Source organism: Arthrobacter sp. HS15c (assembly GCF_040812005.1).
Lineage (GTDB): Bacteria > Actinomycetota > Actinomycetes > Actinomycetales > Micrococcaceae > Arthrobacter.
The window spans coordinates 256,249-279,210 of the sequence record NZ_JBFOHM010000006.1 but is presented as its reverse complement, the minus strand read 5'-3'; the positions used below and the strand labels follow the sequence as shown (position 1 = coordinate 279,210).

Sequence of the window (22,962 nt, the reverse complement as noted above, 5' to 3'; positions counted from 1 at the left end):
GATATCCATCGAAACTATCATTGAGCCATGGTCCCCGCTGAAAAGAACCACCTTGCCTGGATGGGTCTTGCCCTGGACGAAGCCCGGCGCGCCCTGGCGACTGCGGATGTGCCCATCGGGGCCGTGGTGATAGGGCCCGACGGCGCCGTGCTGGGTTCCGGACGGAACCAGCGGGAGGAGCTGGGCGACCCTACTGCCCACGCAGAAGTGGTTGCCATCCGCGAGGCCGCGGACCGGCTGCGTGAACGATCGAGGTTGGACGGCGGCAGCGATGATGGCTGGCGGCTGGCGGACTGCACCCTGGTAGTGACCCTGGAGCCGTGCGCCATGTGCGCCGGTGCTGTTGTCCTGGCCAGGATTCCGCGGGTGGTGTTCGGGGCGTGGGATGAGAAAGCCGGCGCCGCAGGTTCCGTTTTTGATGTGCTCCGCGAGCGCCGCCTCAACCACTGGGTGGAGGTCTACGGCGGTGTCAGGGAGGAGGAATGCGGGGCCCTGCTCCGGGATTTCTTCGCCGCGCACCGTAGCCGCGCCTAGGAGCCTTGGCCGGCGGCATCGAGCGCGTCGATCCGGTCCTGCCGGGAGGCGGGCGAGTCCAGGCTGAACGAGCGGAAGTCGCCCAGTTGGTCCCGGATCCACGCCTCCACTTCTGCTATTCGCCGGCTTGCTGCCGGGGTGGGCCCGTCAAACAACCAATGAGCTATCCGCGCCTTCGAGGGATCGTACTGCCAGAGTCCGATGATCCGGCCGCGGTCCAGGATGGGATGGTCCGGAAGGTCGGCCTGCAGCGCCAGGGTGGAGCCCAGCACGTTCCTGTCCCTGTCCTGCTCCGCGAACATGTCCGCTGAATTCCGCCGGAGCAGGACAAGGGAGTCGGTGCCGGCGAGCAATTGGATCTGCTCCCCAGCCGGTGCCTCGAAAGCGGCGAGACGCTCGACGTCGTCGGGAAGCATCCACAGCACCTCACCGTTCGCTGCCGGAACCTCCACAGCCCCGACCGCGGCGAGCCCCGCCTTCGTGTGCGCGAGGGTGAACCCCGTGAACCACTGCGACTGTTTAACTGTGGCACCGCCGGTCCAGCCGAGGTAGCGCTCCAGGAGGAGGCTGCGGGCGGCGTCGTGGTCCATGGCTGTGGGCGGCAGTCCCCACAGCGTGTAGGCGTAGCGCTGTTGATCGAGGCGTCCGTTGACCGGCACGCGCCGGATCCGGCCGTCCGCCTGCAGCAGCCCCAGGGCCGTGGGAAGGGTTGTGGCGGCGCCTTTCCTTTTTCCTTCTTCGCCGAGGTTCCGGACGGAATCGCCGAGCAGGTCCTTGAGCTGCTTGGGGTCCAGGGGGCCGCCGGCGTCGCACAGGGCGTGCAGGATCTCCTCTTCAAGAAGGGTGATTTCGCCGCGCTCCACGCCCATCCTGGCCAGCACCCGAAAGGGCGCCACGGCGGCGTCCCTGCCGATTTGGAGGCCCCAGGCGAAGTCCTCGTGGCCCAGCACGTAGGTGCAGCCGCGGGCGGTGGGCAGCTCATGGATCTTCAGGGACACGACGGCGGCGTCCGCCTCCGCGCGGCTGGTTCCGGCGCGGGCAAAGAGCGTGAGGTAGGGGTTAGCGCCGCCGACTGAACGGGCCCACCCTGCCGTGGTGAACACGTCGGCGGGGTCTGCGCCCTGCAGCGTGCCGTCGAGGCCCTGTTTATGCCAGGCCCAGGCCCGGAGCAGCTCGGGCGTGAGCAGCTGCGGCTCCGGAGCCTGGGGGCTCAGGCCGACGGCGGAGGACGCGTGCGTGGTCATGCCCCATTGTGCACCTGTGATCCCAGCGGCGGTAGGCTTCCCCTCAGCTGTTCCCCCGAGGATGTCCAGGACAGTCCGGGCAGTGTGATCCCATCGGGGCAACCTGTCCCGGGCGTCAAGTGCCGCGGCCCGCCAACGGGCTCGGAGCGGAGGTTCCGACAGCCATTGCCGGATCACCGCGGCGAGCACGTCCGCTTCGCCGTTTTCTGGGACCTCGAGTCCGACGGCGGCACCGGGCAGTCCGACGGCGGGACCTGGCAGTCCGACGGCGGCACCGGGCAGTCCGACGGCGGGACCTGGCGTTGCGCTGTCGCCGTCAGTCCTGACCGCCTGCCCGCCGGACAGGCCCAGTGCCTCGACGGCACCGGTCCCCTTCCGGACGATGACCGGGATGCCGCGGGCCAGCGATTCGGTCACCACCAGCCCGAACGTTTCGGCCCGGGACACGAGCAGGCTCAGGTCCGCCCGGCTCCATTCGTCCTCCAGCTCTCTCCCGTCGAGCTGACCGGTCAGCCGCACACGGTTTTCCATTCCCAAGGAGGAAACGGCAGCCCGGACCTGGGCCGCATAGGCGGGGTCGGCGTCGTCCGTTCCCACCAGGGATGCCGTCCAGGCGAGGTTCCGGAGGTTGGCGAGTGCAGCAACGGTCAGCAGCTGGTCCTTGTTCGGCAGGAGTGCGGCCACGGCGATGATGTGCGGCGGGTCCGAACCTGCTGCCACGGGTCCCGGTTCCGTCCCAGGCAGGGCTACCCGGCTCGAAGCAAACCCATGTTTCTCCTTTACCGCTCCCGCGGCCGACGAACTCGTACAGATCACGCCGGCGGCTGCGTGCAGGGCCCGGCTCTCGCCGCCGGGATGGCTGGGTGAAGGCATGTGCAGCAGGACCCAGGTGCACTGGCCGGCGGCTGCCGCGTACTCAAGTTCGTCAGGAGCGCCGCAGGCGATCAGGCCATCGACCACGGTGACCGTTCCTGGGGTGGTTTCCATTTCCGGTTCCCAGGCACCGAGAAGGCCGCCAAGCCGGCGTCGTTCCTTCGCGCTGGCGTCCGGCCAGGAACCGTCCACGGCCAGAACTTCGACGTCAACGCCCAAGGCCCTCAAGCCAGCGGCGAGCCGTGCGTTGTAGACGTTCCCGCCCGAGTTGTGGCGGATGTTTCCGGGGACCAGGAGCCTGATATGCACGGAAGTCAGGCGGTCAGGTCCAGCGAGTAGGTGGCCCAGGCGTCGGGATTTTCGCGGAGGGTGACGTCAATTGCCGTAAGTCCGCGGCCGTCCTCGTTGTCCTTGAGCTTTGCGGCGACGGACTGGGCGATGTACTCGGCCAGTGCCTCGGTGGTGCTGAGCTTGCCGGCGAAGTCAGGGTGTTCGTCCAGGTTGCGGTAGTTGAGCCCGGCCAGCACGTCCTCGATGATGCTACCGGCGGCCCCGATGTCCAGGACGATTGCGTCCTGGTTCAAGGCACGACGGCGGAACGTCACCTCCGCCACGAATGTTGCCCCGTGCAGGGCCTGGGCCGGGCCGAACGCCTCACGCGGGAGGCTGTGGGCGATCATGAAGTGGCGGCGGACGGTCAGGCTGAACACTGGCTACCTCTTGTCTTCGGGGTGGGTGGTTACCGGGCTGTCTTCTGCGCCGGGGCTCGGGGGATATTCGATCACATGGCACAGGGCTTCAAGCGTGCCGTCGGCCAGGTGCTGGACCACCTCCGGGAGCTGTGTGAACGGCGACACTCCGGTGAGGAATACGTCAAAGACCGGATCCTTGAGGAGCGACACGGCCAGGTCCAGCCGGTCCGCGTTGGTTCGCCGGTGCCGCCGTGCCCTGGCGACAACCCCCACCTGGCTGGAGCGGATGGACAGCCGGCGGGCGTGGAAGTCCTCGCCGAGGGGGAGGGTAACCTCGCGGTTGGCATACCAGGACATCTCGATGACGACTCCCTCGTCGCCCGTCAGCTGCAGGCTGCGTTCCAGGCCGTGCTGGGAGGCGGAACAGTGGAACACGATGTCGCAGTCCGGTTTGGCATCATCGGGGTGGGCGAAATCGACGCCGAGCGTGTCGGCAAGCTTCCTGCGTTCCGGATCCAGGTCCACCAGTTCGAGGCGGGCCAGCGGGAAGCTGCGGAGGAGTGTGGCCACCATGCCGCCCACCAGGCCCGAGCCAACCACCGCGATCCGGTCTCCCAGCCGGGGCCCTGCTTCCCAAAGAGCGTTGACGGCGGTTTCCACTGTGCCGGTGAGGACGGCGCGGCGGGCGGGAACGCCGTCGGGGATTCTTGTGAGCTGATCCGTGGGGGTCACGTAGCGGTCCTGATGCGGGTTAAGGCAGAAGACCTTTTGGCCCATCCAGTCTTCAGGTCCCTGCTCAACTACGCCGACCGAAAGGTAGCCGAACTTCACCGGTGAAGGGAAGGAACCTTCCTGGTGCGGCGCGCGCATTTCGCGGGCAACCCGGGGTGGCACCGATCCTTTATGGACCACAATTTCGGTGCCCTTGCTGATGCCCGAGTAGAGGGTGCGGATGAGTGCCTCCCCCGGACCAGGGGCAGGCAGGTCCTCGGCTCGGAGCTCGCCGTGTTCGGGTCCCGTGGTCCAATACGCAGTTGCCTGTGGTGCTTTGCCTGGATTAGTCATCTTGCTGATGAATCTAGTCCCCGGGACGCCCGCGGCGATAGCTACCCGCTGCGATGAGGCACTTTGGGATGCCGGGCCCAGCGCTCGCAGCCGGTCTCCTCGTGGGATGACTGCTGTTCGTCGATGGGCCACGGCAGCCGGGCCCACTCCGGCAGCGGATCTTCAGGTAGCAGGTCTTCGCGTAGCAGTTCTTCGGGCGGCGGTTGGCCGGGCAGGATGTTTTCGGGCAGGATGTTTTCGGGCACGGCCGGGTCGACTTCCCGGTGCGTTAGTTGGTCCAGGATTTGGGCTGGCCAGCGGGGTGGTTCCCAGTCCTGGTGTTCGCTTTGGTACCGGCGGCCGGTGGGTGAAATCCAGCCGGGCGGTTCGTCTTTGGTGGCTCCGGTGGGTGTCCAGGCCGTGCCGTGTTTCAGCCGGTGGTGTTTGCGGCACAGTGACTCGAGATTGGATATACCGGTGTTCCCGCCGTCGGCCCAGGCGAGGATGTGGTCGGCGTCGTTGTCCAGGGACTGGTTGTTGCAGCCGGGGAACGAACATTTACCGTCCCGGAGTCTGAGCCATCGCCGCATCGCCGGTGGGATCCGGTAGCTGTCCCTCCCGATTTCCAGCGGTGCCCCATCTCGCGGATCAATGAGGACCCGGCGGAATGAGGACGCCCCATCCGCGACCAGCTTCCTGGCCATCGAGGCGGGGATGGGCCCGTAGCCGTCGAGGTCGGCCGGTTCCTCGGTGAGGCCCATCAGGGCGAACACCGGCACGGTCACCAGGACCTGCGCCGCCGGCGAAGGCACACGGCCCGAATCGACCCCGTCAAAAGCAGGAACCAGGCCGGCCACGGCATCATCGACCCCGTCAGCGACCGGAACACCGCCAGCCACGCCATCATCGCTGGTGCTGGTGGTCGCTAAATCTGTCTTGCTGCCGGCGGCGGTGTCTATGTTGCCGCCCGTTGGGTTGCTGGTGGTGAAGCCGGCGCTGAGGAGTAGTTTGGCGGTGACGTCGGCGCGGAGCTGGGTCATGGTCCGGTCCTCGGCGGGGCTTTGGAGGGCCCGTGCTGTGGCGGTGACGCCGTTCCAGATCCCGGCCGCCTGATCGGCGGGCAGGTAGGCGGAGAGCCAGGCCATCCCGTCCCGGTCCGGGGCGTACTCCAGCCGCCGGTCCAGGACACTCCTGGCGTGGCGTTGTTCGATGCTGACCGGGTGGTGCCGTTCCCGCCACGTCCGCGCCTTGTGCCGGAACCGGGACGGAACCATCTCCCCGGCCGGGCACGTGGCGGGGTTGGGTGCGTCCGGGTCCAGGAAATGGGCCTCCAACGCCGCGGCACCCGCCGGATCAAGGCTGGCAATTTCGTCGACCATCACCCGGGCGTGCTGCCACGACAGGTCCCCGGCCTGCAACGCGCCGAACGTCAGCGGCAGCGTGGTGGTAAGTTCACGGGACTGCGCCAGCAGGGCCGAGGCCGAGCGTTCACTGACCGTCAAGGCACACGCGACCTCCGACACGACGCCCATCTCCTGGGCAGTGTGCTGGCCCGGACTCATGGCCGGCGCCGCCATGGCCTCGGACGTCCCGGCGAACCCGGAAACCAGACGCACCCTCAAACCAGCCACCATCGCATCAACCCGCGCCGAAACGGCCAGCCCGTCCAGACACGCATCCGCCTGCTCCCGCAAAGGATCCGCACCGCCGTAACCCGCACCGCCGGAACCCGGACCGCCTACCCCGCGGCGCACACAGTCAGCCAACTCCGCAGCACAAGCCAAAAAGGCCTCCACCGCCTCCTCAACTGCCCTGCTTTCCATACCCAAATCATCCCGCGAGGGTCCGACAAAAACGGCGAAGCAGACGGCTTATGTGGATAACTCTGCGGCCCTGAGGAAGTTGAGAAGGACACGCCGTTTTGGGGATGCGCGGCATGCTCCGGTAACCTATTCAGGTTGGTGACGTGTCCGAGCGGCCGAAGGTGCAACACTCGAAATGTTGTTTGGTGTCAAAGCCAACGTGGGTTCAAATCCCACCGTCACCGCCAAGTAGCAAAACCCCTGGTTCCCTTTATTGATAAGGGAACCAGGGGTTTTGCTTTGCCCCGGAAGGAACGGATCTCGACGCGGTTGATCCTGTTGCCTTCGAGGGCAGCTCCGGTGTTAGTGCTCGCCGCCTGCCGCAGCGGCCTTCTTGGCGTTCTTCTCGGCGTCCTTCTCGGCACGCAGGGCCTCGGTCTCGTGTTGTTCCTCGGCTTTTTCCTGGTGGATAACCGCTGCGAAGAGCTTCTCCATCTCCTTGGCCACACCGGCGGCTGAGGCCGGGTTCTGGCCGGTCACCAGACGCTCGTCGACCACGACCTTTTCCTCAAAGACACCCGCGAAGACGTGGGTGGCGCCCTGTTCCTCAAGGCGGTCTGCCAAAAAGAACGGGATGACCTTGTCCTTCCCGGCGGCAACCTCCTCGTCGTTGGTGAAGGCGGCGACCTTCCGGCCCTCGACGAGACGAAGTCCGTTCTTCAATTCCACGTTCAGCAGGCCGGCCGGTCCGTGGCAGACCGCGCCCACCAGGCCGCCGGCGTTGTAAACGCTGGCCACCAGATTCTGTAACCCTTCGCTGTCCGGGAAGTCCCACATGGCACCGTGGCCACCTACGAGATAGACGGCGTCGTACTGTTCAGGATCAACGACGTCGACCCGGGCAGTGTTGTAGAGGCCGGCGCGCGTGGTTTCGTCCTCCGTGAAGGCGACCTGGAGGGGATCCTTTGAGTCCACCTCGTCGCGCGGGGGCTGGCCGCCCTGGATGGACGCAAAGTCGACGAAATGCCCGGAATCCTTGAAGACCTTCCAGGGATGTGCAGCTTCGGCCACGTTGTAGCCGGTCTTCTCGCCCGTATCGCCGAGCTCGGAAACGCTGGTCAGTACCATGAGGATTTTCTTCATGACGTGCTCCTTTCGTCCGGCTTCCACCCTACGCCCAGCCCAATTCCGGCCTCCCGGTTAGAGCCTGTCCGTCTTGTCCTCACCCTTGTGGCCGCTGCCGCGGAGGTTTTCCTGGACCTTGCCAAACAGATCTTTGATGGTGGATTCAGTGTTGGTGAGCATGTCCGGCTGCAGATACACGAGCTGGCTTCCCGGAATGCTGTAGCTGGATTGCAGGCCACCGCTTCCTTCCACGCCGTGCAGGGCTATTGTCACGCCGCCTTCCTTGCGCGCAATGGCGGCGATTTTTCCGAACACCACAGTGAACTCATCGGGCTCGAAACTGACTGTCTGCCCCACATGGGTCCTGTTGAGCTCGTGGGCCGGGGTGGCTTTTTCGTTGCCAGTCCCTGAGTAGTTCATGCTGTTCTCCCTGAGATAGTCGGCGACTTACGCCAGCAGTCTAGCCCCGCCCAAAGTCGCGGTACATAGGCCACTGGATGCCTGCACAATTGCCAGCGGCAAGGCTGGTCAGTTCCTCCATTGGCCTGCGGAAGGCCTTCGGGTTGGATGAAGTGGACCCGCTAACCTGCCGGGCACCCAAGCACATAAGGAACACCCGTGACTTCAAGGACGAATCGCGTCAAAGCCCCCGGCATCTGGGAGGACGTCCAGGTGGGGGACGCTGTGGTGCTCACCCGGGGCAGCCATACCGAGTACTCCGGCGAGGTGGACACCAGGACGGCCGACGGCGAGACGGTCTGGGTTCGGACTCCTGTAGGCGGCCGCAGGCTCTTTCATGTCAGCGACGGCTTCGAACTCACCGGGCGCCAGCCGTGACCGAAACGTGCCCCGATGACTGCCACTACTGCACAGGCCCGGAAACGGATTAGTGTCCGACGCGGGTAAGTTGGGGCGCAGCAGCAACCACTGCAAGACTGGGTCCTGAAGCCACCAGCGACCTCGAGGAGCCACCCCATGACGCCCGCCCACGCAGCCTCCGCACCACCAAACCGCATCTCCAAGCTGTTCGGCACGGACGTTCCGGTGGTCCTGGGCCCGTTTGGCGGCGTCTCCTCCGTGGCGCTGACGGCTGCCGTGAGCGACGGCGGCGGGCTGGGTTCCTACGGCCTTTACGGTTATGGCGCGGAAGCCATCCGGAACACCGCGGCTGAGCTCAGGGCGGCCACGCCCAAGCCGTTCGCACTGAACCTGTGGATCCCCACCGGCGACGAAACCACGTCACTCCCCCGCCAGGACTTCGACACCTACGTCGAGACACTGCGGCCCTACTTCGACGAAGTGGGCCTGCCGCTCCCGGAAATGCCGGACCGCTACCTGCCCGACTACGACGAGCAGGTGGAGGCCACGCTGGAGGCGCGTCCCGCCGTCGTCAGTTTTGTGTTTGGCGTGCCCTCTCCAGAACTCGTTGAAGAGGCACACCGGCGCGGAATCGTGGTGGTGGGCACCGCCACCACCGTTGCTGAAGCCGTTGCTCTGGAGGCCGGCGGCGTGGATGCCGTGGTAGCCAGCGGCATGGAATCCGGCGGCCACCGCGTCTCCTTCCTCAAGCCCGCGGAACAGTCCCTGGTTGGAACGTTCGCACTTGTCCCCCAGGTGCGGGACGCCGTCGGCATTCCCGTGATCGCCGCCGGCGGCATCGCGGACCGCCGCGGGTACGCCGCCGCCACGGCACTTGGTGCGGACGGCGTGCAGGTCGGTTCGGCATTCCTGGCCACCCGGGAGTCCGCCGCGGTTCCGGAGTACCGTGCCGTCCTCCACAGCCCCGCCGCCGGCGAAACGGTCCTCACGCGGACCCTCAGTGGGCGGCTGGCCCGCGGCATCCCCAACCGCATCATCACCGAACTCTCGACGACCGGCGAAATCGCCCCGTTCCCCGTGCAGAACTGGCTCACCGGCCGCTTCCGCCCACAGGCAGCAGCGCAGGGAAACACGGAACTCATGTCACTGTGGGCCGGCCAAGCCGCATCACTGATCCGGCACGAATCCGCGGCGGACGTCATGGCCGAACTCCTCGCAAGCAGCCCTGTTTTGTAAGCTCGTTACATCGGCGGCCGTTCCGCGAGCGAAACCAGGGCGGTCGCCCGCAGACTGGAGGAAGATCCATGGCCAAGAAAAGCGGCAAATCAAAGGGCAAGGGGCATCTGAGGTCCGTTCCGTCGGCCCCGAAGATGCCCCTGCAACTCGTGCTGAACCACCGTGTGGTGGATTCCCTGACCATGGAGTTCGTTCAGTGGCTGGGAACGGACGGGGCTGACCCGTCCGATGCCGTTGAAATCCTCGAACTGGTCAAGCTCCTCCTCACAACCCAGCATGCAACCAAAGGTTCCAGCTCAGCCACTGCCTTTGACCTCGACGGCGTGGACGCGGCGGCCGAGACCATCCTGGCCGCATTGGAGGAGGATGAGATCGCCGACGCCGTGGAAGACATCTTTCGCGCCCTCGCCGTCTATATCGAATTCCTGGACGAATCCGGCCGCTGGAGCGGGACCGAAGCCGCCTACGAGGAACTGCAGTCTTTTCTCGCCACCCCCGGCGGGCCGGAGGACGTCCCGGGCAGAAGGCCCATCGACGTTCCTCACCTCAGTACCGAGGAGCAGGACACAGCGTTCAACGCCCTGCCTCTGATCCAGCGCGCCTCTTCGCTCCTTGAATGGATCGGTGAAGGCAAGGACGTGACCACTACCGGCGCACTGCGGCTGAAGGACATTGAAGCAGCCGCCGCCGCCGTCGGAGTCAACGCCCGCGGAAAACATGGAGCGGGCAAGCCCGCGGACCCCGACGGCGTGCACGGTAACCAGGATGCGCCGCTCGAGGTGGGCACCATGTACGACGTTCCGCTGCTGGGCGACACCTGGGCAGCCTTGGTGCGGGCGGGCCTCCTTACTCTGGGTTCAACCCGTGCCGTGGTTGGCCCCGACATTGACTCCTGGAACAGCACTGACGCCGGCGAAAGGGTCCGGGCCAGGCGGCGGCTGACCCTGTCCCTGCTGCTCGCGAACATAGCCAACCCCGACGAGCCGTGGAAGTCGGAGGATATGGACCCCCTCTTGCTGATCGTCCTGGCCCGGGGCACAGACGTTAACCCGATGCCCGTGGCCCAGCTCGAACAGCTCGCCGCTGACGATGAGGACCCCCACTATTCCTTCTTGGCCCTGCGAGCCAAGAACAAACTCGCCGCCCTGGAGGAACTCGGCATCGTGGAAGTCGACACGAGCTACCGCGTGGCGAGGGTGGCCATTCAATGCGTTGCGTCGGCGATGAAAATCATCGAAGGCCAAGAACTCCTCTCCGACGCCGACGATCCCGAGTACAACGACGCCGGCTTCACGTCCAACGTCTTCCCCTTGCTCCCCTCTGCGGGCGCACCGAAGCGCCGGTAGAATCGGAAGGCCGCGACCGCTCAGCGGCGCCCGGCAGCTCATCAGCGTCGGCAGACACAAAGCGCAACGAGGGAGGATCCGTGCGAATGCAGCATGCCCGGACCCCTTTCCACGCCGTTCGCGCAGCCGCTGTGTCCGCGGGAATCCTGACCCTCGCTGCCGGCGCCCACGTGCTGGGCGGCGGAGTCCTCCCCGCCCCGGGGATCCTGCTGGCCGTGCTCGCGCTGACAGGGCTTGCCGCCACGACGGCCACCCGCCTCAAGCTCAATCTGGCGGCCATGACGGCATTGCTTGGCGCCGGACAGTTTGCGCTCCACGAGGTCTTCACGGCCTTCAGCGCCCCCGGACTTGCCGCCGGCACCGCAGCCACCGGCGCGGCATCTGCCGACATCCACCACCTTTCCAGTGCGGCGTCCCCCGTGATCGGAGCCGCTTCGCACCTGCATGGCCTCGACACCGCAGCCGGCACCTTGATGCTCGTCGCGCACGTCGCGGCGACGGCAGCGTGCGCCCTGCTCCTGGCCAAAGGCGAGGACGCCCTCTGGGCGCTCGCTGCGTGGCTCAGGCCGCTGGTTCACCTTCCGGAAGCAACAGCGCCCGACGCCGGTGCGGCACCGGCGGTGCCCGGCCCGCCGCCGGTTTCCCCGTTCCGTCCCTGGCGGAACCTCAGGCTAGACAGCCGGCGCGGCCCGCCTTCCGCCGTCGTGCTTCCCCGACTCTGCCCGCACCTGCTCTCCAGCTGACGGGCCCCAACCCGAACTTCCGCACGCCCGAATCCGGCGCATGCGTCCGAAAGGCAATCCCATGAACACCACCACCCTTCGCCGTACCCTCACCACCGCTGCCGCCGCCGCCGGAACCGCGGCGATCCTGCTCACCGGCGCAACCGGAGCGTCCGCACACGTAGGCGTCACGCCGGATAAAACGGCCGCCAACTCGTACGCGCTGCTGACCTTCGGCATCCCGCACGGCTGCGAGGAGTCCGGCACCACCAAAGTGGCCATCACCCTGCCCGCCGAGCTCAACGACGCCCAGCCCACGGTCAACCCCAACTGGACGGTGGAAAAGGTGGCCGAACAGCTGGCTGAGCCCAAGAAGCTGGCCGACGGAACATCCATCACCAAGCGCACCAGCCAGATCGTCTACACGGCCAAAGCACCCCTCGCGCACGACCTCCGGGACGCCCTGGTGCTGTCCCTGAAACTGCCCGACGCAGCCGGCACGACGCTCTACTTCCCCACCCTCCAGACCTGCGAAACGGGCCAGACTGACTGGTCGGAGATCGCCAAGGACGGCCAGGACCCGCACTCGCTGAAGGCCCCGGCGCCGTCCATCACCATCACCGAAGCAGCCAGCGCTGACAGCCACGGCGCGGCAGCCAAAACCGCGGCAGACCCCACCGCGCACTCCACTGAGCAGGCCTCAGCCGTGACGGACAGCGGCGCGGAAGCGCGCAGCTGGGCCGGCCTGGCGGCGGGCGTCGGCGGGCTCGCCCTGGGCGGCGTGGCCCTGGCCCGCAGCGGGGCAAAGCGCAAGCAGGAAGCCGGGACGTCCGGCCAATAGCCCTCCCGCGGGACCCGTCCAGCCAGTAAACCCCGATTTGATGCCCGGATCATCACGATCCGGGCATCAAATCGGGGCACCCGCACCGGCATCATTGACTCCTGTCACACCAGCCACAATGGTTGAGCCATGAGGTCTCAACTTTTGTCACAGGGCTTTGCCATTTCGACGGCGGCTGCCGCGGCAGCCCTGCTGCTCACCGCCTGCGGTCCAAGCCAGCCGCAGACGCAGGGAACCACGGAACCCGGCTCTTCTTCTGCCAGCCCCGCCACGTCCTCAGCGGCGCCGGGCACGTCCGCGCCGCCGTCGAGCGCCACTCCCACGGCCACCGGGCCTGCCCTCTGCAAGGCAGCCACCCTGTCCGCCGCCACCGATTCCACCGGAGGCGGGGCTGCCGGCAGCGTCTACATGACGCTCACCCTGACCAACACAGGCGCCGAACCGTGCGTCCTCAAGGGATTCCCCGGCGTCTCCCTTGCCGCTGACGCCAACGGAGCACCCATCGGAGCACCCGCAAAGCGCGATGAGACCACGCCCGCCGTGGACGTCATGCTGGCCCCCGGCCAAGCCGGCGCGGCCGTGCTGCGCTACACCCAGGCCGGCAACTACCCCGACTGCACCATCGTGCCTGCCGCCGGATACCGCATCTATCCCCCCGAAGACACGGCATCGCTCTTCCTGGCACAGCCCACGCAGGCCTGCAGCAACGCCGCCGTCGAACTGCTGACCATCGGGGCCTTCCAAGCTTCCTAACGCGCCCCAAACCACGCCATCCTAAGTACACTGATCATTGTTGGGGATCCGGCCTGTTTCCGGGTCCCGGCAGTGGCCGCGTTGAACGGCCGGCACAGCGGAAGCAGGGTGGGGTTGGATGGCGTCGATTTGGTTGGACCGCGAACAATCCTTCAGTTCTGACCGCTTCCAGCCCGGCACCAGGTACGACACCGTGGTAGCCGGGGCAGGACTGACGGGGCTCGTCTCCGCGTTATTGCTCGCGAGATCCGGGCAGAAAGTCCTCGTGCTGGAGGCCCGGCATCCTGGCGCAGTGACCACCGGCAACACCACGGCCAAGGTCAGCCTGCTGCAGGGAACGGTGCTGTCCGCGCTGGCCCGCCAGTATTCGGCGAAGCAGGTCCGGGCCTACGTGGAGGCCAACCGGGAGGGCCAGGCCTGGCTGCTGCGCTACCTCGATGAGCACCGCGTGCCCTTCCAGCGCCGGGACGCCTACACCTACGCCACCACGGGCCAGGGAATGGAACGGATCCGCGAGGAACTCACCGCGGCGGCCACTGCAGGCCTGGACGTCGAATACGTGGGCGACGCAGGCCTGCCTTTCCCTGTGCAAGGCGCCCTGCGGCTGGGCGGCCAGGCACAGATCAATCCCATGGACGTGCTGGACACCCTGCTGGCTGACCTCCGTAGCCGCGGCGGAACGGTGGTGGGCGGCACGCGGCTGCGCGACGTCTCGGGAAGCGGCCCGCTGACTGTCCGAACGGAACACGGGGACGTCGTTGCGGACCATGTGGTGCTGGCCACCGGAATCCCCGTGCTGGACCGCGGCCTTTACTTCGCGAAGCTGAAGCCGCTGCGTTCCTACGCCGCGGCGCTGGAACTGCAGGCGGGGCTGGCGCCGCCGCCGGGGATGTACCTCTCGGCCGAGGAACCGACACATTCGCTGCGGGACTACGAAACGGACGGCCGCCGGCTCCTACTGGTAGGCGGGCACGGGCACCACGTGGGGCGGACGGCGTCAGAAAAGGCACACCTTGAGGGGCTGCTCGCCTGGGCAGGCACGCATTTCCCGGGAACCACGACCACCCACACGTGGTCCGCCCAGGACTACCAGGCCACCAACCTCATGCCCTTCTTTGGCAAATTGCCGCGGGGGCGCGGGCGGATCCTTTTTGGCACTGGCTACAACAAGTGGGGCATGACCAATGCCGTTGCCGTGGCCCTCGGAATTTCCGCGGACATCCTGGGCGGGCAGCTCCCGTGGGCGGACACCATCCATCGCCGGGTCACGTCCCCGGCCGGCGCGTTCTCCGCCGTCAAACTCAACACCCAGGTGGCCGCGAAGCTGGCCACGGGCTGGGGCAAGGTGGCGGCTGACCGGCCGGTGGTTGAGCCCGCCGGAACCGGGGCTTCGGGCCCCACCACCGGACGTACCGCACCGGCCGACGGCGGCGGGAGGGTGTACCGCGACGGCGCCCGTCCGGTGGCGGTCTCCACCGTCGGGGGAACCACATGCAGGCTCTCCGCCGTCTGCACGCACCTGGGCGGAATCGTCCACTGGAACGACAGCGAACTGACCTGGGACTGCCCGCTCCACGGCTCCCGGTTCAGCAGCGACGGCTCACTCCTCGAAGGCCCTGCCACGAAGGACCTCCCCGCGGCGGACAAGGCTTGATCGCGCCGGACGGAGGGGATGGAACCGGAGATCTTGGCCCTGGAATTCCCTTGCCTGCCGTGGCCGGCGGTCCTGTCAGTGGGGTAGGGCATGATGGAGGAATGCAGGAGCAGCAACCGCCGGGAGCGGGTCCGGACGCCCTTCCCGGCACTCCCATGGGCCGGTTCAGCCGCCCCACCCGGGACTGGTTCCTGGGTGCCTTCTCGGAGCCAACCCCGGCCCAGGACGGCGCCTGGAACGCCATCTCCTCGGGCTCCCACGCACTGGTCGTGGCGCCCACGGGCTCCGGCAAAACGCTTGCCGCCTTTCTTTGGGCGCTGGACCGGCTGCTGGCGTCGGCGCCTGCCCCACCTCCTGAGCTGCCCGGGCTGGACGCTCCGGCCGGGAAAGGCCGCCGCCCGCGGGCTCCCAAACGCAAGACCCGCGTCCTGTACATCTCGCCGCTGAAGGCCCTCGGCGTCGACGTCGAACGCAACCTCCGCTCACCCCTGATCGGCATTACCCAGACGGCAAAGCGGCTGGGGCTGCCCGCCCCGCTGATCACCGTGGGGGTCAGGTCAGGGGACACCACGACGGCAGACCGCCGCGCACTGCTCAGCAACCCGCCGGACATCCTCATCACCACACCGGAATCGCTGTTCCTGATGCTGACCTCCAGGGCCCGGGAGACCCTGACGGAGGTGGACACCATCATCGTTGACGAGGTCCACGCGGTGGCAGGAAGTAAGCGGGGCGCGCACCTGGCCGTCTCGCTGGAACGGCTTGACGCACTGCTGCCGAAACCGGCCCAGCGGATCGGGCTGTCGGCAACGGTTGAGCCCCGCGAGCTGGTGGCGCAGTTCCTGGCCGGCGCAGCGCCGGTGCAGATCGTGGCGCCGCCGTCGCGCAAGAACTGGGACCTCACCGTGTCCGTTCCGGTGGAGGACATGTCCGACCTCCAGGGCGCAGCGGGCGCCTTCGATTCGGGGCCAGCGTCCGGGCTGCAGCCGCAGGCGTCCATCTGGCCGCACGTGGAGGAAAAGATTGTTGACCTGGTGCTGGCCAACCAGTCCACCATCGTCTTCGCCAACTCCCGCCGCCTTGCCGAGCGGCTCACGGCACGGCTCAATGAAATCTACGCCGAGCGGCAACTGGTGGCCGTCGGCGGCGGCTGGGGCGAAGTTGAGCCGGGGTCCTCCTTGGAAGCGCCGGCGGGTGCTCCCGCCACGGGCGTTCCGGCATCCACGGCGACGCCGGCACACATGATGGCGCAGGCCGGCAGCACAGCCGGCGCCGATCCGGTGCTCGCCCGTGCCCACCACGGCTCTGTCTCCAAGGACCAGCGTGCCCTCATCGAGGACGACCTCAAGTCAGGCCGGCTGCGCTGCGTTGTGGCCACCTCGTCCCTGGAACTCGGCATCGACATGGGCGCCGTGGACCTCGTGGTCCAGGTGGAATCCCCGCCTTCCGTGGCCAGCGGCCTGCAACGGGTAGGCCGTGCCGGCCACCAAGTGGGAGAAGTTTCGCAGGGTGTGCTCTTCCCCAAGCACCGGGCCGACCTCGTGCATACCGCCATCACGGTGGAACGGATGCTGGAAGGGAAGATCGAGCGGCTCTTCGTCCCGGCGAACCCGCTGGACATCCTTGCCCAGCAGACCGTGGCCGCCACGGCCCTGGGCAGCATCGACGTGGAGGAATGGTTCGCCACGGTCCGGCGTTCCGCGCCCTTCGCGTCCCTCCCCCGGTCAGCGTTCGAGGCAACCCTTGACCTCCTGGCAGGCCGCTACCCCTCCGACGAATTCGCCGAGCTCCGGCCAAGGATCATCTGGGACCGCAACGCCGGCACCATCGAAGGCCGGCCTGGAGCCCAGCGGCTGGCCGTGACCTCGGGCGGCACCATCCCGGACCGGGGACTGTTCGGCGTCTACATCATCGGCACCGAGGTGGAAGGTTCGGCTTCGCCCGCCGGCGACAGCAAGACGGCCACTCCGTCCCCGGCCAAGGGCGGCCGTCGCGTGGGCGAACTGGACGAGGAGATGGTGTACGAGTCCAGGGTGGGCGACATCTTTGCCCTCGGCGCCACGAGCTGGAAAATCGAGGACATCACGCACGACCGTGTACTGGTGTCGCCGGCCTTCGGCCAGCCGGGCAAGCTCCCGTTCTGGAAAGGCGACTCACTGGGACGGCCCGTGGACCTGGGCCGCGCGCTGGGCGCGTTCGTGCGTGAACTGTCCGCGTCCGACGTCGGCCCTGCCACCGAACGCTGCAAGGCCAGCGGCCTGGACGACTTCGCCGCGAACAACCTCCTCCAGTACCTGGCTGAGCAGAAACTCGCCACCGAGGTGGTCCCCAACGACACCACGCTGGTGGTGGAGCGGTTCCATGACGAACTCGGCGACTGGCGGGTGATCCTGCACAGCCCCTTCGGCATGCCGGTGCACGCGCCCTGGGCACTCGCCGTTGGGCAGCGGCTGCACCAACGGTACGGCCTGGACGGGTCCGCGATGGCCGCCGATGACGGCATTGTGCTCCGCGTCCCCATGATGGAGGACGAACCGCCCGGGGCGGAGCTTTTCCTTTTCGACCCCGAAGAGCTGGAGCAGATTGTCACCGCTGAGGTGGGCGGCAGCGCCCTGTTCGCCTCACGCTTCCGCGAGTGTGCTGCCCGCGCCCTGCTGCTCCCGCGGCAGACTCCCGGGAAGCGGCAGCCCCTGTGGCAGCAGCGCCAGCGGTCTGCCCAGCTGCTGGACGTCGCGCGGAAATACCCCACGTTCCCGATCGTGCTGGAAACGGTCCGCGAGTGCCTCCAGGACGTCTACGACCTCCCGGCCCTGAAGGACATTGCCGCATCTGTGGAACGCCGTGAACTGCGGATTGTGCAGACCACCACCCAGCAGCCGTCGCCCTTCGCCAAGTCCCTGCTGTTCGGGTACGTGGCGCAGTTCCTGTATGAGGGCGACTCCCCGCTCGCAGAACGCCGTGCCGCCGCCCTGGCACTGGACTCGACGCTCCTGAATGAGCTGCTGGGCAGGGTGGAGCTCCGTGAACTGCTGGACGCGAAGGTCATCGAGGCCACGGAGCTTGAGCTGCAGCGCCTGGCGCCGGACCGCCGCGCCCGCGGCATGGAGGGGGTGGCCGACCTGCTGCGGCTGCTGGGTCCGCTGGCACCCGAAGAGGTTGCTGCCCGGCTGGAACCGGCCACGGTGGTTGAGGCTGTCACGGTGGGTAAGCCTGCCGAAACCGGCGAGCCCGCCGATGCCCCCGTTGACGAGCCTGCCGACACCCCGCATGCCGACACCGTCCTGGCAGCGGCCCATCTGGCCGCCCTGCAGCGGGCCAACCGTGCCATCAGAATCAACATCGGCGGAGCGGAACGGTTTGCCGCCGTCGAGGACGCAGCCCGCCTCCGCGATGCGATCGGCGTTCCGCTGCCCATGGGCGTGCCGCTGGCTTTCATCGAGCCGGTGGCGGACCCCCTCGGCGACCTGGTATCCCGGTATGCCCGCACCCACGGGCCCTTCACGTCCTCCGAGGCCGCGGCGCGGCTGGGCCTTGGCGTGGCGGTGGTTGGGACCGCGCTGAAGCGGCTCGCCGCGGACGGCCGCGTCGTGGAAGGCGAGTTCCGGCCGCATGCCACGCCCCCACGGGACACCCCGCCCATCGACGGAGCACCAGAGGAAGCACAGCCGGCGGAAACCTCCCAGATGCTCGTTGTCCCGCCCACCACCAGCGAATGGTGCGACGCTGAAGTCCTCCGGAGGCTTCGCCGCCGGTCACTGGCGGCGCTGCGCGCCGAAGTAGAACCGGTGGACGCCGCGGCCTATGGCCGGTTCCTGCCCGCGTGGCAGCACGTCAGGACGCCGGGCGCCGGCCGTGGCCAGCCTTCGCTGCGCGGCCTGGATGGCATCATCACCGCCATCGACCAGCTCTCAGGGGTTCCCGTTCCGGCCTCGGCCTGGGAACCGCTGGTGCTGGCCAGCCGGGTTTCCAACTACCAGCCCGCCATGCTGGACGAGCTGATGGCCGCCGGGGAAGTCCTCTGGTCCGGCGCCGGTGGGCTACCCGGCAACGACGGCTGGGTCAGCATGCACCTGGCCGATTCCGCCGAGCTGACGCTGAACCCCGCCGTCGAATATGAACCCGGCGACGCACAGCAGCGGCTGCTGGACCACCTCCGGAACAACGGCGGCGGCTATTTTTTCCGCCAGCTGACGGAGGTCGCCGGGGGCATGGATTCGGTGCTGAGCGACCAGGACGTGGTGTCCGCGCTGTGGGACCTGGCGTGGGCCGGGCGGATCACCGGGGACACGTTCGCGCCGGTACGGGCCCTCATCGCCGGAGGCCACACGGCCCATCGCCAGGTTTCCAAGGCGCCGCGGCTGCGTGCCCCGAGGATGAGCCGGCTGGGCCGCTCCCACGGTACCGGCCTCCTGGGCTCGCCCGGCCTCAGCGGGGCCCGCTACGGCTCGGCGTCCGGGGCGGCCGCCACCCCGCCCATGGCCGCAGGCCGGTGGTCTGCACTGCCCTCGCCTGAGCTGGACGCCACCATCCATGCCCGGGCCACCGCGGAGCTGCTGCTGGACAGGTACGGCGTCGTCACCAGGGGTTCGGTCATGGCCGAGCAGATCCTGGGCGGCTTCGGCCTGATGTACAAGGTCCTTGCCCGGCTGGAGGAGGCTGGCCGGTGCCGCCGCGGATACTTCATCGAACATCTCGGGGCCGCCCAGTTTGCCGTCCCTGCCACCGTGGACCGGCTGCGCTCGTACTCCGAGGACACCCAGCTGGCAAAGCCCGACCCCGTGGCCCTGGCACTGGCGGCCACCGATCCCGCGAACCCGTACGGGGCCGCACTATCCTGGCCGGCGGTCAATGAGGAGGCCGGAACGGGCCACCGCCCCGGACGGAAGGCCGGCGCCCTGGTGGTGCTGGTGGACGGCGCCCTGGTCCTCTACGTGGAACGCGGCGGGAAAACACTGCTGGCTTTCAGCGACAACGACGCCGTGCTGTCCGCCGCCGGCTCGGCGCTGGTAAGTGTGGTCACCCGTGGAGCGGTGGACAAGCTCATCATGGAGAAGGTCAACGGCCACGGCATCCTGGATACCCCGGTGGCAGCCGCGCTGGCAGCGGCCGGGGCATACTCCACACCCAAGGGACTGAGGATCCGTGCCTGAGGGTGACTCCGTCTGGAGGGCGGCCCGCCAGCTGCACGAGGCCCTGGCCGGCCAGATACTCACCGCCTCGGACTTCCGTGTGCCCCGGTTCGCCACCCTCAACCTGGCCGGCTGGAAGGTGGAGGAGGTGGTTCCGCGCGGAAAGCACCTCCTGATGCGCGTCGCGGGACCGGACGAGCGGAAGCTCACCATCCATTCGCACCTGAAAATGGAAGGCACCTGGCAGGTCTATCCGCCGGGAGGACGCTGGCGGAAGCCGGGATTCACCGCCCGGTGTGTGCTCCGCACGGCAGCAGCCGACGCCGTCGGGTTCTCCCTGGGCATCCTGGAGGTGGTCCGCACCGCGGACGAGGACACCGTCGTGGGCCATCTCGGCCCGGACCTGCTGGGTCCGGACTGGGACCTCGCCGAAGCCGAGCAGCGGATCCGCGAGGCACCGGACGTACCCATCGGCGTCGCCCTGCTGGACCAGCGCAACCTGGCAGGCATCGGCAACATCTACCGCTGCGAGGCCTGCTTCCTGTCCGGCGTCCACCCGGCGTCGCCGGTATCTGCCGTCCCGGACCTCCGGACCTTGATGACGGACGCCAAGCAGTTGCTGGAAGCCAACCTGGGCCCGGGGCGCCGGGTGACCATCCTCAATCCACGCGGCATGCCTGTCGGGCGGATGGCGGGCCGGCCAGGCTACTGGGTTTACCGGCGCGAACACCAGCCGTGCCTGAAATGCCGGACCCCCGTCCGCCGCGGCGTGCTGGGCAAACCCAACGGTGAGGAAGAGCGCGACATCTATTTCTGCCCGCAGTGCCAGCCAGTGTTGTCCTCGCCGGTGTCCTAGGCGTTCCGGGCCAGCGGTTCCTCCACAGAGCGTTCGACGGCGGCCTGCCCGTGGTTGCCCGGCTTACCGGTGGCCTCTTCCGCAGGCAGTTTGGCGGGCACCATAAACCGCGGGAGCAAGAGCTGGACCAGGGGCCCGATGGCGAGGGCGTAGACCACGGTGCCAACGCCGACGGAACCGCCCAGGAGCCAGCCGACGCCCAGCACTACAACTTCGATCAGGGTCCTTGACACCCGCACGGACCAGCCGGTTCGCCGTGCCAGCCCGGTCATTAGGCCGTCCCTGGCGCCCGGACCGAACCGTGCGCCGATGTAGCAGGCGGACGCGATGCCGTTGAGCACGACGGCGCCGGCGAGCATGCCGATCTGGCCGACCAGGTGTGAGAACGCAGGGATCAGAGCCAAGCCGATGTCCGCAAAAACGCCCACGAGCACGGCATTGCAGAGCGTGCCGAACCCCGGCCACTGCCGCAACGGGATCCAGAGGAGGAGCACCAGGAAGCTCACAATGATGACCACCACACCGATGCTCAGTCCGGCCCTGCCGGCCACACCCTGATGGAACACATCCCAGGGATCCAGGCCGAGGCCGGCGCGGATGAACATGGCCAGGGAGATGCCGTACATGGCGAGGCCGATAAAGAGCTGGAGGAGTCTGCGGGTCATCATAACGACAACTCTGGCAGAGAACTGGCATTGAATTACATAGCCAGTTTGAGATACTGGCTTTATGTCCGCTTCACTGAACGCCTCAGCACTGGCCCGTCTCCTGGGCGAGTGGAACCTCGGCGCCGGGCCCGCCTACCGCGAGCTTGCCGACGTCGTACGCCTCCTGGTCCTGGACGGCCGGGTGGCCCTGGACACCGCGTTGCCCAGCGAGCGGGCACTGTCTGAGGCGCTCAGCGTCAGCCGGACCACCGTGACGGCGGCATACGGCCATCTCCGGGAACAGGGATTCCTGAGCAGTGGACAGGGCAGCAGGGGCCGGACCCGGATTCCGCGCGTGACGCCGCTGGGCACCACGGTCCTGACCGGTCTGGGCCTCTCGGCCACGGGCGGATCCGGTGCTCCCGCCGCCGCGCCGGGACTGGCGGCCCCCGGGCTTGCGGCGCCGGCGGGGCTGATCGACCTCGCGTACGCGTCACTGCCCGCCAGCGGCGAGGTGGTGCACCGCGCGTTCGCGGCGGCCCTGACCGAGCTTCCCGCGCTGCTGCCCGGATTCGGGTACGACGCCATGGGCCTGCTCCCCCTGCGTGAGGCGGTGGCGGCGCGTTACACGGCCGCCGGCGCGCCCACTACTGCCGAACAGATCATGGTGACATCGGGAGCACAGCACGCCCTGAACATCATCATCCGGGCCCTGGCAGGCCGGCAGGACAGGGTGCTCGTGGAACACCCGAGCTACCCGAACGCGCTCGATGCCATCCGCGCGGCCGGCTGCCGGGCCATCCCGGTTGCGTTCACTGCGGTCCACGGCACCCACGCGAATGCGGCCGACGGCGGCCAGCCCGCTTTGGCGTGGGACATGCACGCGCTGCGGGCCACCATGATGCAGCAGCGGCCCAAGGTGGCGTACGTCGTACCGGACTTCCACAACCCCACGGGGCAGCTGATGCCCGACCTCCAGCGCCGCCAGCTGGTCCGCGCGGCCGCGGCCGCCGGAACGGTCCTGGTGGTTGACGAGACGCTCCGTGAGCTGAACCTCGACGGCGCCGAGACCACTCCCGTCGCAGCCTTCAGTCCCGCAGTGGTGACCATCGGCTCGCTCAGCAAGTCCCACTGGGGCGGACTCCGGACGGGCTGGATCCGCGCCTCCGAAGCCATGATCCAGCGCTTTGCGGCGGCGCGGACGTCCCTGGACCTGGGCGGACCGGTCATGGAACAGCTGGCGGCGGCCCACCTGGTCCGCGCCCTGGACGAGCCGCTCCCCGCACGGCTTACCGCCCTGCGGGACAACCGCGCGGCCCTGCTGGAACTCCTTGCCGGACACCTCCCGGAGTGGGAAACGGGGCGTCCGGCCGGAGGCCTGTCGGTCTGGTGCAGGCTGCCCGCACCGGTGAGCACGGCTCTGACGGTCATCGCCCCCGACTTCGGCATCCGACTGGCAGCCGGGCCTCGGTTCGGGATCGGCGGCGCCTTTGAACGCTACCTCCGCGTGCCGTTCACCCTTGCGCCGGAGCAGCTGGAAACCGCGGTTCTGGCCCTGCGCTCAGCCCAGGACAGGCTCGACGCCGCCCCGCAGCTCCGCCGGACACTCAAGAATGCGCCCGCCGTGGCCATCGCCTGACACGCC

18 protein-coding genes and 1 tRNA gene are annotated in these 22,962 nt (G+C 68.1%); 12 read left to right on the top strand and 7 right to left on the bottom strand.

The window, feature by feature from the left end; genetic code table 11:
- Window positions 1-27 precede the first annotated feature (27 nt).
- A complete protein-coding gene (locus tag ABV518_RS12190; RefSeq protein WP_367767343.1) occupies window positions 28-534 on the top strand; it encodes a nucleoside deaminase in 507 nt (168 codons plus the stop codon).
- Here the strand turns inward: ABV518_RS12190 and ABV518_RS12185 are convergent.
- The 4 genes from ABV518_RS12185 to ABV518_RS12170 are packed head-to-tail and all read right to left on the bottom strand — an operon-like array spanning window position 531 to window position 6,210.
- Window positions 531-2,960, bottom strand: coding sequence for a glycosyltransferase (locus tag ABV518_RS12185; RefSeq protein ID WP_367767342.1), 2,430 nt, complete (start codon window positions 2,958-2,960; stop codon window positions 531-533). The two genes, ABV518_RS12190 and ABV518_RS12185, sit on opposite strands and share 4 nt — an antisense overlap.
- 5 nt (window positions 2,961-2,965) lie before the next feature.
- On the bottom strand, window positions 2,966-3,361 hold the full coding sequence (locus ABV518_RS12180) for a 6-pyruvoyl tetrahydropterin synthase family protein (protein WP_367767341.1): 396 nt from the start codon (window positions 3,359-3,361) through the stop codon (window positions 2,966-2,968).
- Window positions 3,362-3,364: 3 nt separating this feature from the next.
- Window positions 3,365-4,408 carry a zinc-binding alcohol dehydrogenase gene (locus ABV518_RS12175; RefSeq protein ID WP_367767340.1) on the bottom strand — a complete coding sequence of 348 codons (1,044 nt, stop codon included), beginning with the start codon at window positions 4,406-4,408 and terminating at the stop codon, window positions 3,365-3,367.
- A gap of 41 nt (window positions 4,409-4,449) precedes the next feature.
- Window positions 4,450-6,210: a DUF222 domain-containing protein gene (locus tag ABV518_RS12170; RefSeq protein WP_367767338.1), complete on the bottom strand. Its 1,761-nt coding sequence runs from the start codon at window positions 6,208-6,210 to the stop codon at window positions 4,450-4,452.
- A gap of 137 nt (window positions 6,211-6,347) precedes the next feature.
- Here ABV518_RS12170 and ABV518_RS12165 point away from each other — a divergent pair.
- Window positions 6,348-6,437: transfer RNA gene (locus ABV518_RS12165), tRNA-Ser, on the top strand.
- 115 nt (window positions 6,438-6,552) lie between these two features.
- Here the strand turns inward: ABV518_RS12165 and ABV518_RS12160 are convergent.
- Complete coding sequence (locus ABV518_RS12160) at window positions 6,553-7,332, bottom strand: type 1 glutamine amidotransferase domain-containing protein (RefSeq protein ID WP_367767337.1); 780 nt, start codon at window positions 7,330-7,332, stop codon at window positions 6,553-6,555.
- Window positions 7,333-7,389: 57 nt separating this feature from the next.
- Window positions 7,390-7,734 carry a hypothetical protein gene (locus ABV518_RS12155; protein ID WP_367767336.1) on the bottom strand — a complete coding sequence of 115 codons (345 nt, stop codon included), beginning with the start codon at window positions 7,732-7,734 and terminating at the stop codon, window positions 7,390-7,392.
- A 198-nt stretch (window positions 7,735-7,932) separates the two neighbouring features.
- Between ABV518_RS12155 and ABV518_RS12150 the strand changes: the two genes are divergently transcribed.
- From ABV518_RS12150 to ABV518_RS12110, 9 genes are all read left to right on the top strand, one after another.
- Window positions 7,933-8,151 carry a hypothetical protein gene (locus ABV518_RS12150; protein WP_367767335.1) on the top strand — a complete coding sequence of 73 codons (219 nt, stop codon included), beginning with the start codon at window positions 7,933-7,935 and terminating at the stop codon, window positions 8,149-8,151.
- A 138-nt stretch (window positions 8,152-8,289) separates the two neighbouring features.
- A complete protein-coding gene (locus tag ABV518_RS12145) occupies window positions 8,290-9,369 on the top strand; it encodes an NAD(P)H-dependent flavin oxidoreductase (RefSeq protein ID WP_367767334.1) in 1,080 nt (359 codons plus the stop codon).
- A gap of 68 nt (window positions 9,370-9,437) precedes the next feature.
- The gene (locus ABV518_RS12140; protein WP_367767333.1) at window positions 9,438-10,715 is read left to right on the top strand and encodes a hypothetical protein; all 1,278 of its coding nucleotides are present in this window, start codon (window positions 9,438-9,440) and stop codon (window positions 10,713-10,715) included.
- Between the two features lie 86 nt (window positions 10,716-10,801).
- The gene (locus tag ABV518_RS12135; RefSeq protein ID WP_367767421.1) at window positions 10,802-11,458 is read left to right on the top strand and encodes a hypothetical protein; all 657 of its coding nucleotides are present in this window, start codon (window positions 10,802-10,804) and stop codon (window positions 11,456-11,458) included.
- 61 nt (window positions 11,459-11,519) lie between these two features.
- Window positions 11,520-12,278 (top strand): YcnI family protein, encoded by a 759-nt coding sequence (locus ABV518_RS12130; protein ID WP_367767332.1) that lies wholly within the window; start codon window positions 11,520-11,522, stop codon window positions 12,276-12,278.
- Window positions 12,279-12,407: 129 nt separating this feature from the next.
- Window positions 12,408-13,031, top strand: a complete 624-nt coding sequence (locus ABV518_RS12125; protein ID WP_367767331.1) for a DUF4232 domain-containing protein — start codon at window positions 12,408-12,410, stop codon at window positions 13,029-13,031.
- 118 nt (window positions 13,032-13,149) lie between these two features.
- The gene (locus ABV518_RS12120; RefSeq protein WP_367767330.1) at window positions 13,150-14,685 is read left to right on the top strand and encodes an FAD-dependent oxidoreductase; all 1,536 of its coding nucleotides are present in this window, start codon (window positions 13,150-13,152) and stop codon (window positions 14,683-14,685) included.
- A 101-nt stretch (window positions 14,686-14,786) separates the two neighbouring features.
- Window positions 14,787-19,835, top strand: coding sequence for a DEAD/DEAH box helicase (locus ABV518_RS12115; RefSeq protein WP_367767329.1), 5,049 nt, complete (start codon window positions 14,787-14,789; stop codon window positions 19,833-19,835).
- Complete coding sequence (locus tag ABV518_RS12110) at window positions 19,828-20,670, top strand: Fpg/Nei family DNA glycosylase (protein WP_367767328.1); 843 nt, start codon at window positions 19,828-19,830, stop codon at window positions 20,668-20,670. The genes ABV518_RS12115 and ABV518_RS12110 overlap by 8 nt, the downstream gene beginning before the upstream one ends.
- On the opposite strand, the gene ABV518_RS12105 is transcribed toward ABV518_RS12110, so the two are convergent.
- Window positions 20,667-21,338, bottom strand: a complete 672-nt coding sequence (locus ABV518_RS12105) for a YitT family protein (RefSeq protein WP_367767327.1) — start codon at window positions 21,336-21,338, stop codon at window positions 20,667-20,669. The genes ABV518_RS12110 and ABV518_RS12105 overlap by 4 nt on opposite strands.
- 61 nt (window positions 21,339-21,399) lie before the next feature.
- Here ABV518_RS12105 and ABV518_RS12100 point away from each other — a divergent pair, with 61 nt between their 5' ends.
- Entirely contained in the window at window positions 21,400-22,956 is a 1,557-nt protein-coding gene (locus ABV518_RS12100) for a PLP-dependent aminotransferase family protein (protein ID WP_367767326.1), read from the top strand.
- Window positions 22,957-22,962: the final 6 nt, after the last annotated feature.

Excerpts from the sequence above, each read along its gene's own strand:
- ABV518_RS12125 (WP_367767331.1), top strand. The coding sequence starts at position 12,408 with ATGAGGTCTCAACTTTTGTCACAGGGCTTTGCCATTTCGACGGCGGCT.
- ABV518_RS12170 (WP_367767338.1), bottom strand. The coding sequence starts at position 6,210 with ATGGAAAGCAGGGCAGTTGAGGAGGCGGTGGAGGCCTTTTTGGCTTGT.
- ABV518_RS12120 (WP_367767330.1), top strand. The coding sequence starts at position 13,150 with ATGGCGTCGATTTGGTTGGACCGCGAACAATCCTTCAGTTCTGACCGC.
- ABV518_RS12175 (WP_367767340.1), bottom strand. The coding sequence starts at position 4,408 with ATGACTAATCCAGGCAAAGCACCACAGGCAACTGCGTATTGGACCACG.
- ABV518_RS12115 (WP_367767329.1), top strand. The coding sequence starts at position 14,787 with ATGCAGGAGCAGCAACCGCCGGGAGCGGGTCCGGACGCCCTTCCCGGC.
- ABV518_RS12105 (WP_367767327.1), bottom strand. The coding sequence starts at position 21,338 with ATGATGACCCGCAGACTCCTCCAGCTCTTTATCGGCCTCGCCATGTAC.
- ABV518_RS12130 (WP_367767332.1), top strand. The coding sequence starts at position 11,520 with ATGAACACCACCACCCTTCGCCGTACCCTCACCACCGCTGCCGCCGCC.
- ABV518_RS12100 (WP_367767326.1), top strand. The coding sequence starts at position 21,400 with ATGTCCGCTTCACTGAACGCCTCAGCACTGGCCCGTCTCCTGGGCGAG.
- ABV518_RS12135 (WP_367767421.1), top strand. The coding sequence starts at position 10,802 with ATGCAGCATGCCCGGACCCCTTTCCACGCCGTTCGCGCAGCCGCTGTG.
- ABV518_RS12190 (WP_367767343.1), top strand. The coding sequence starts at position 28 with ATGGTCCCCGCTGAAAAGAACCACCTTGCCTGGATGGGTCTTGCCCTG.
- ABV518_RS12160 (WP_367767337.1), bottom strand. The coding sequence starts at position 7,332 with ATGAAGAAAATCCTCATGGTACTGACCAGCGTTTCCGAGCTCGGCGAT.
- ABV518_RS12155 (WP_367767336.1), bottom strand. The coding sequence starts at position 7,734 with ATGAACTACTCAGGGACTGGCAACGAAAAAGCCACCCCGGCCCACGAG.
- ABV518_RS12140 (WP_367767333.1), top strand. The coding sequence starts at position 9,438 with ATGGCCAAGAAAAGCGGCAAATCAAAGGGCAAGGGGCATCTGAGGTCC.
- ABV518_RS12145 (WP_367767334.1), top strand. The coding sequence starts at position 8,290 with ATGACGCCCGCCCACGCAGCCTCCGCACCACCAAACCGCATCTCCAAG.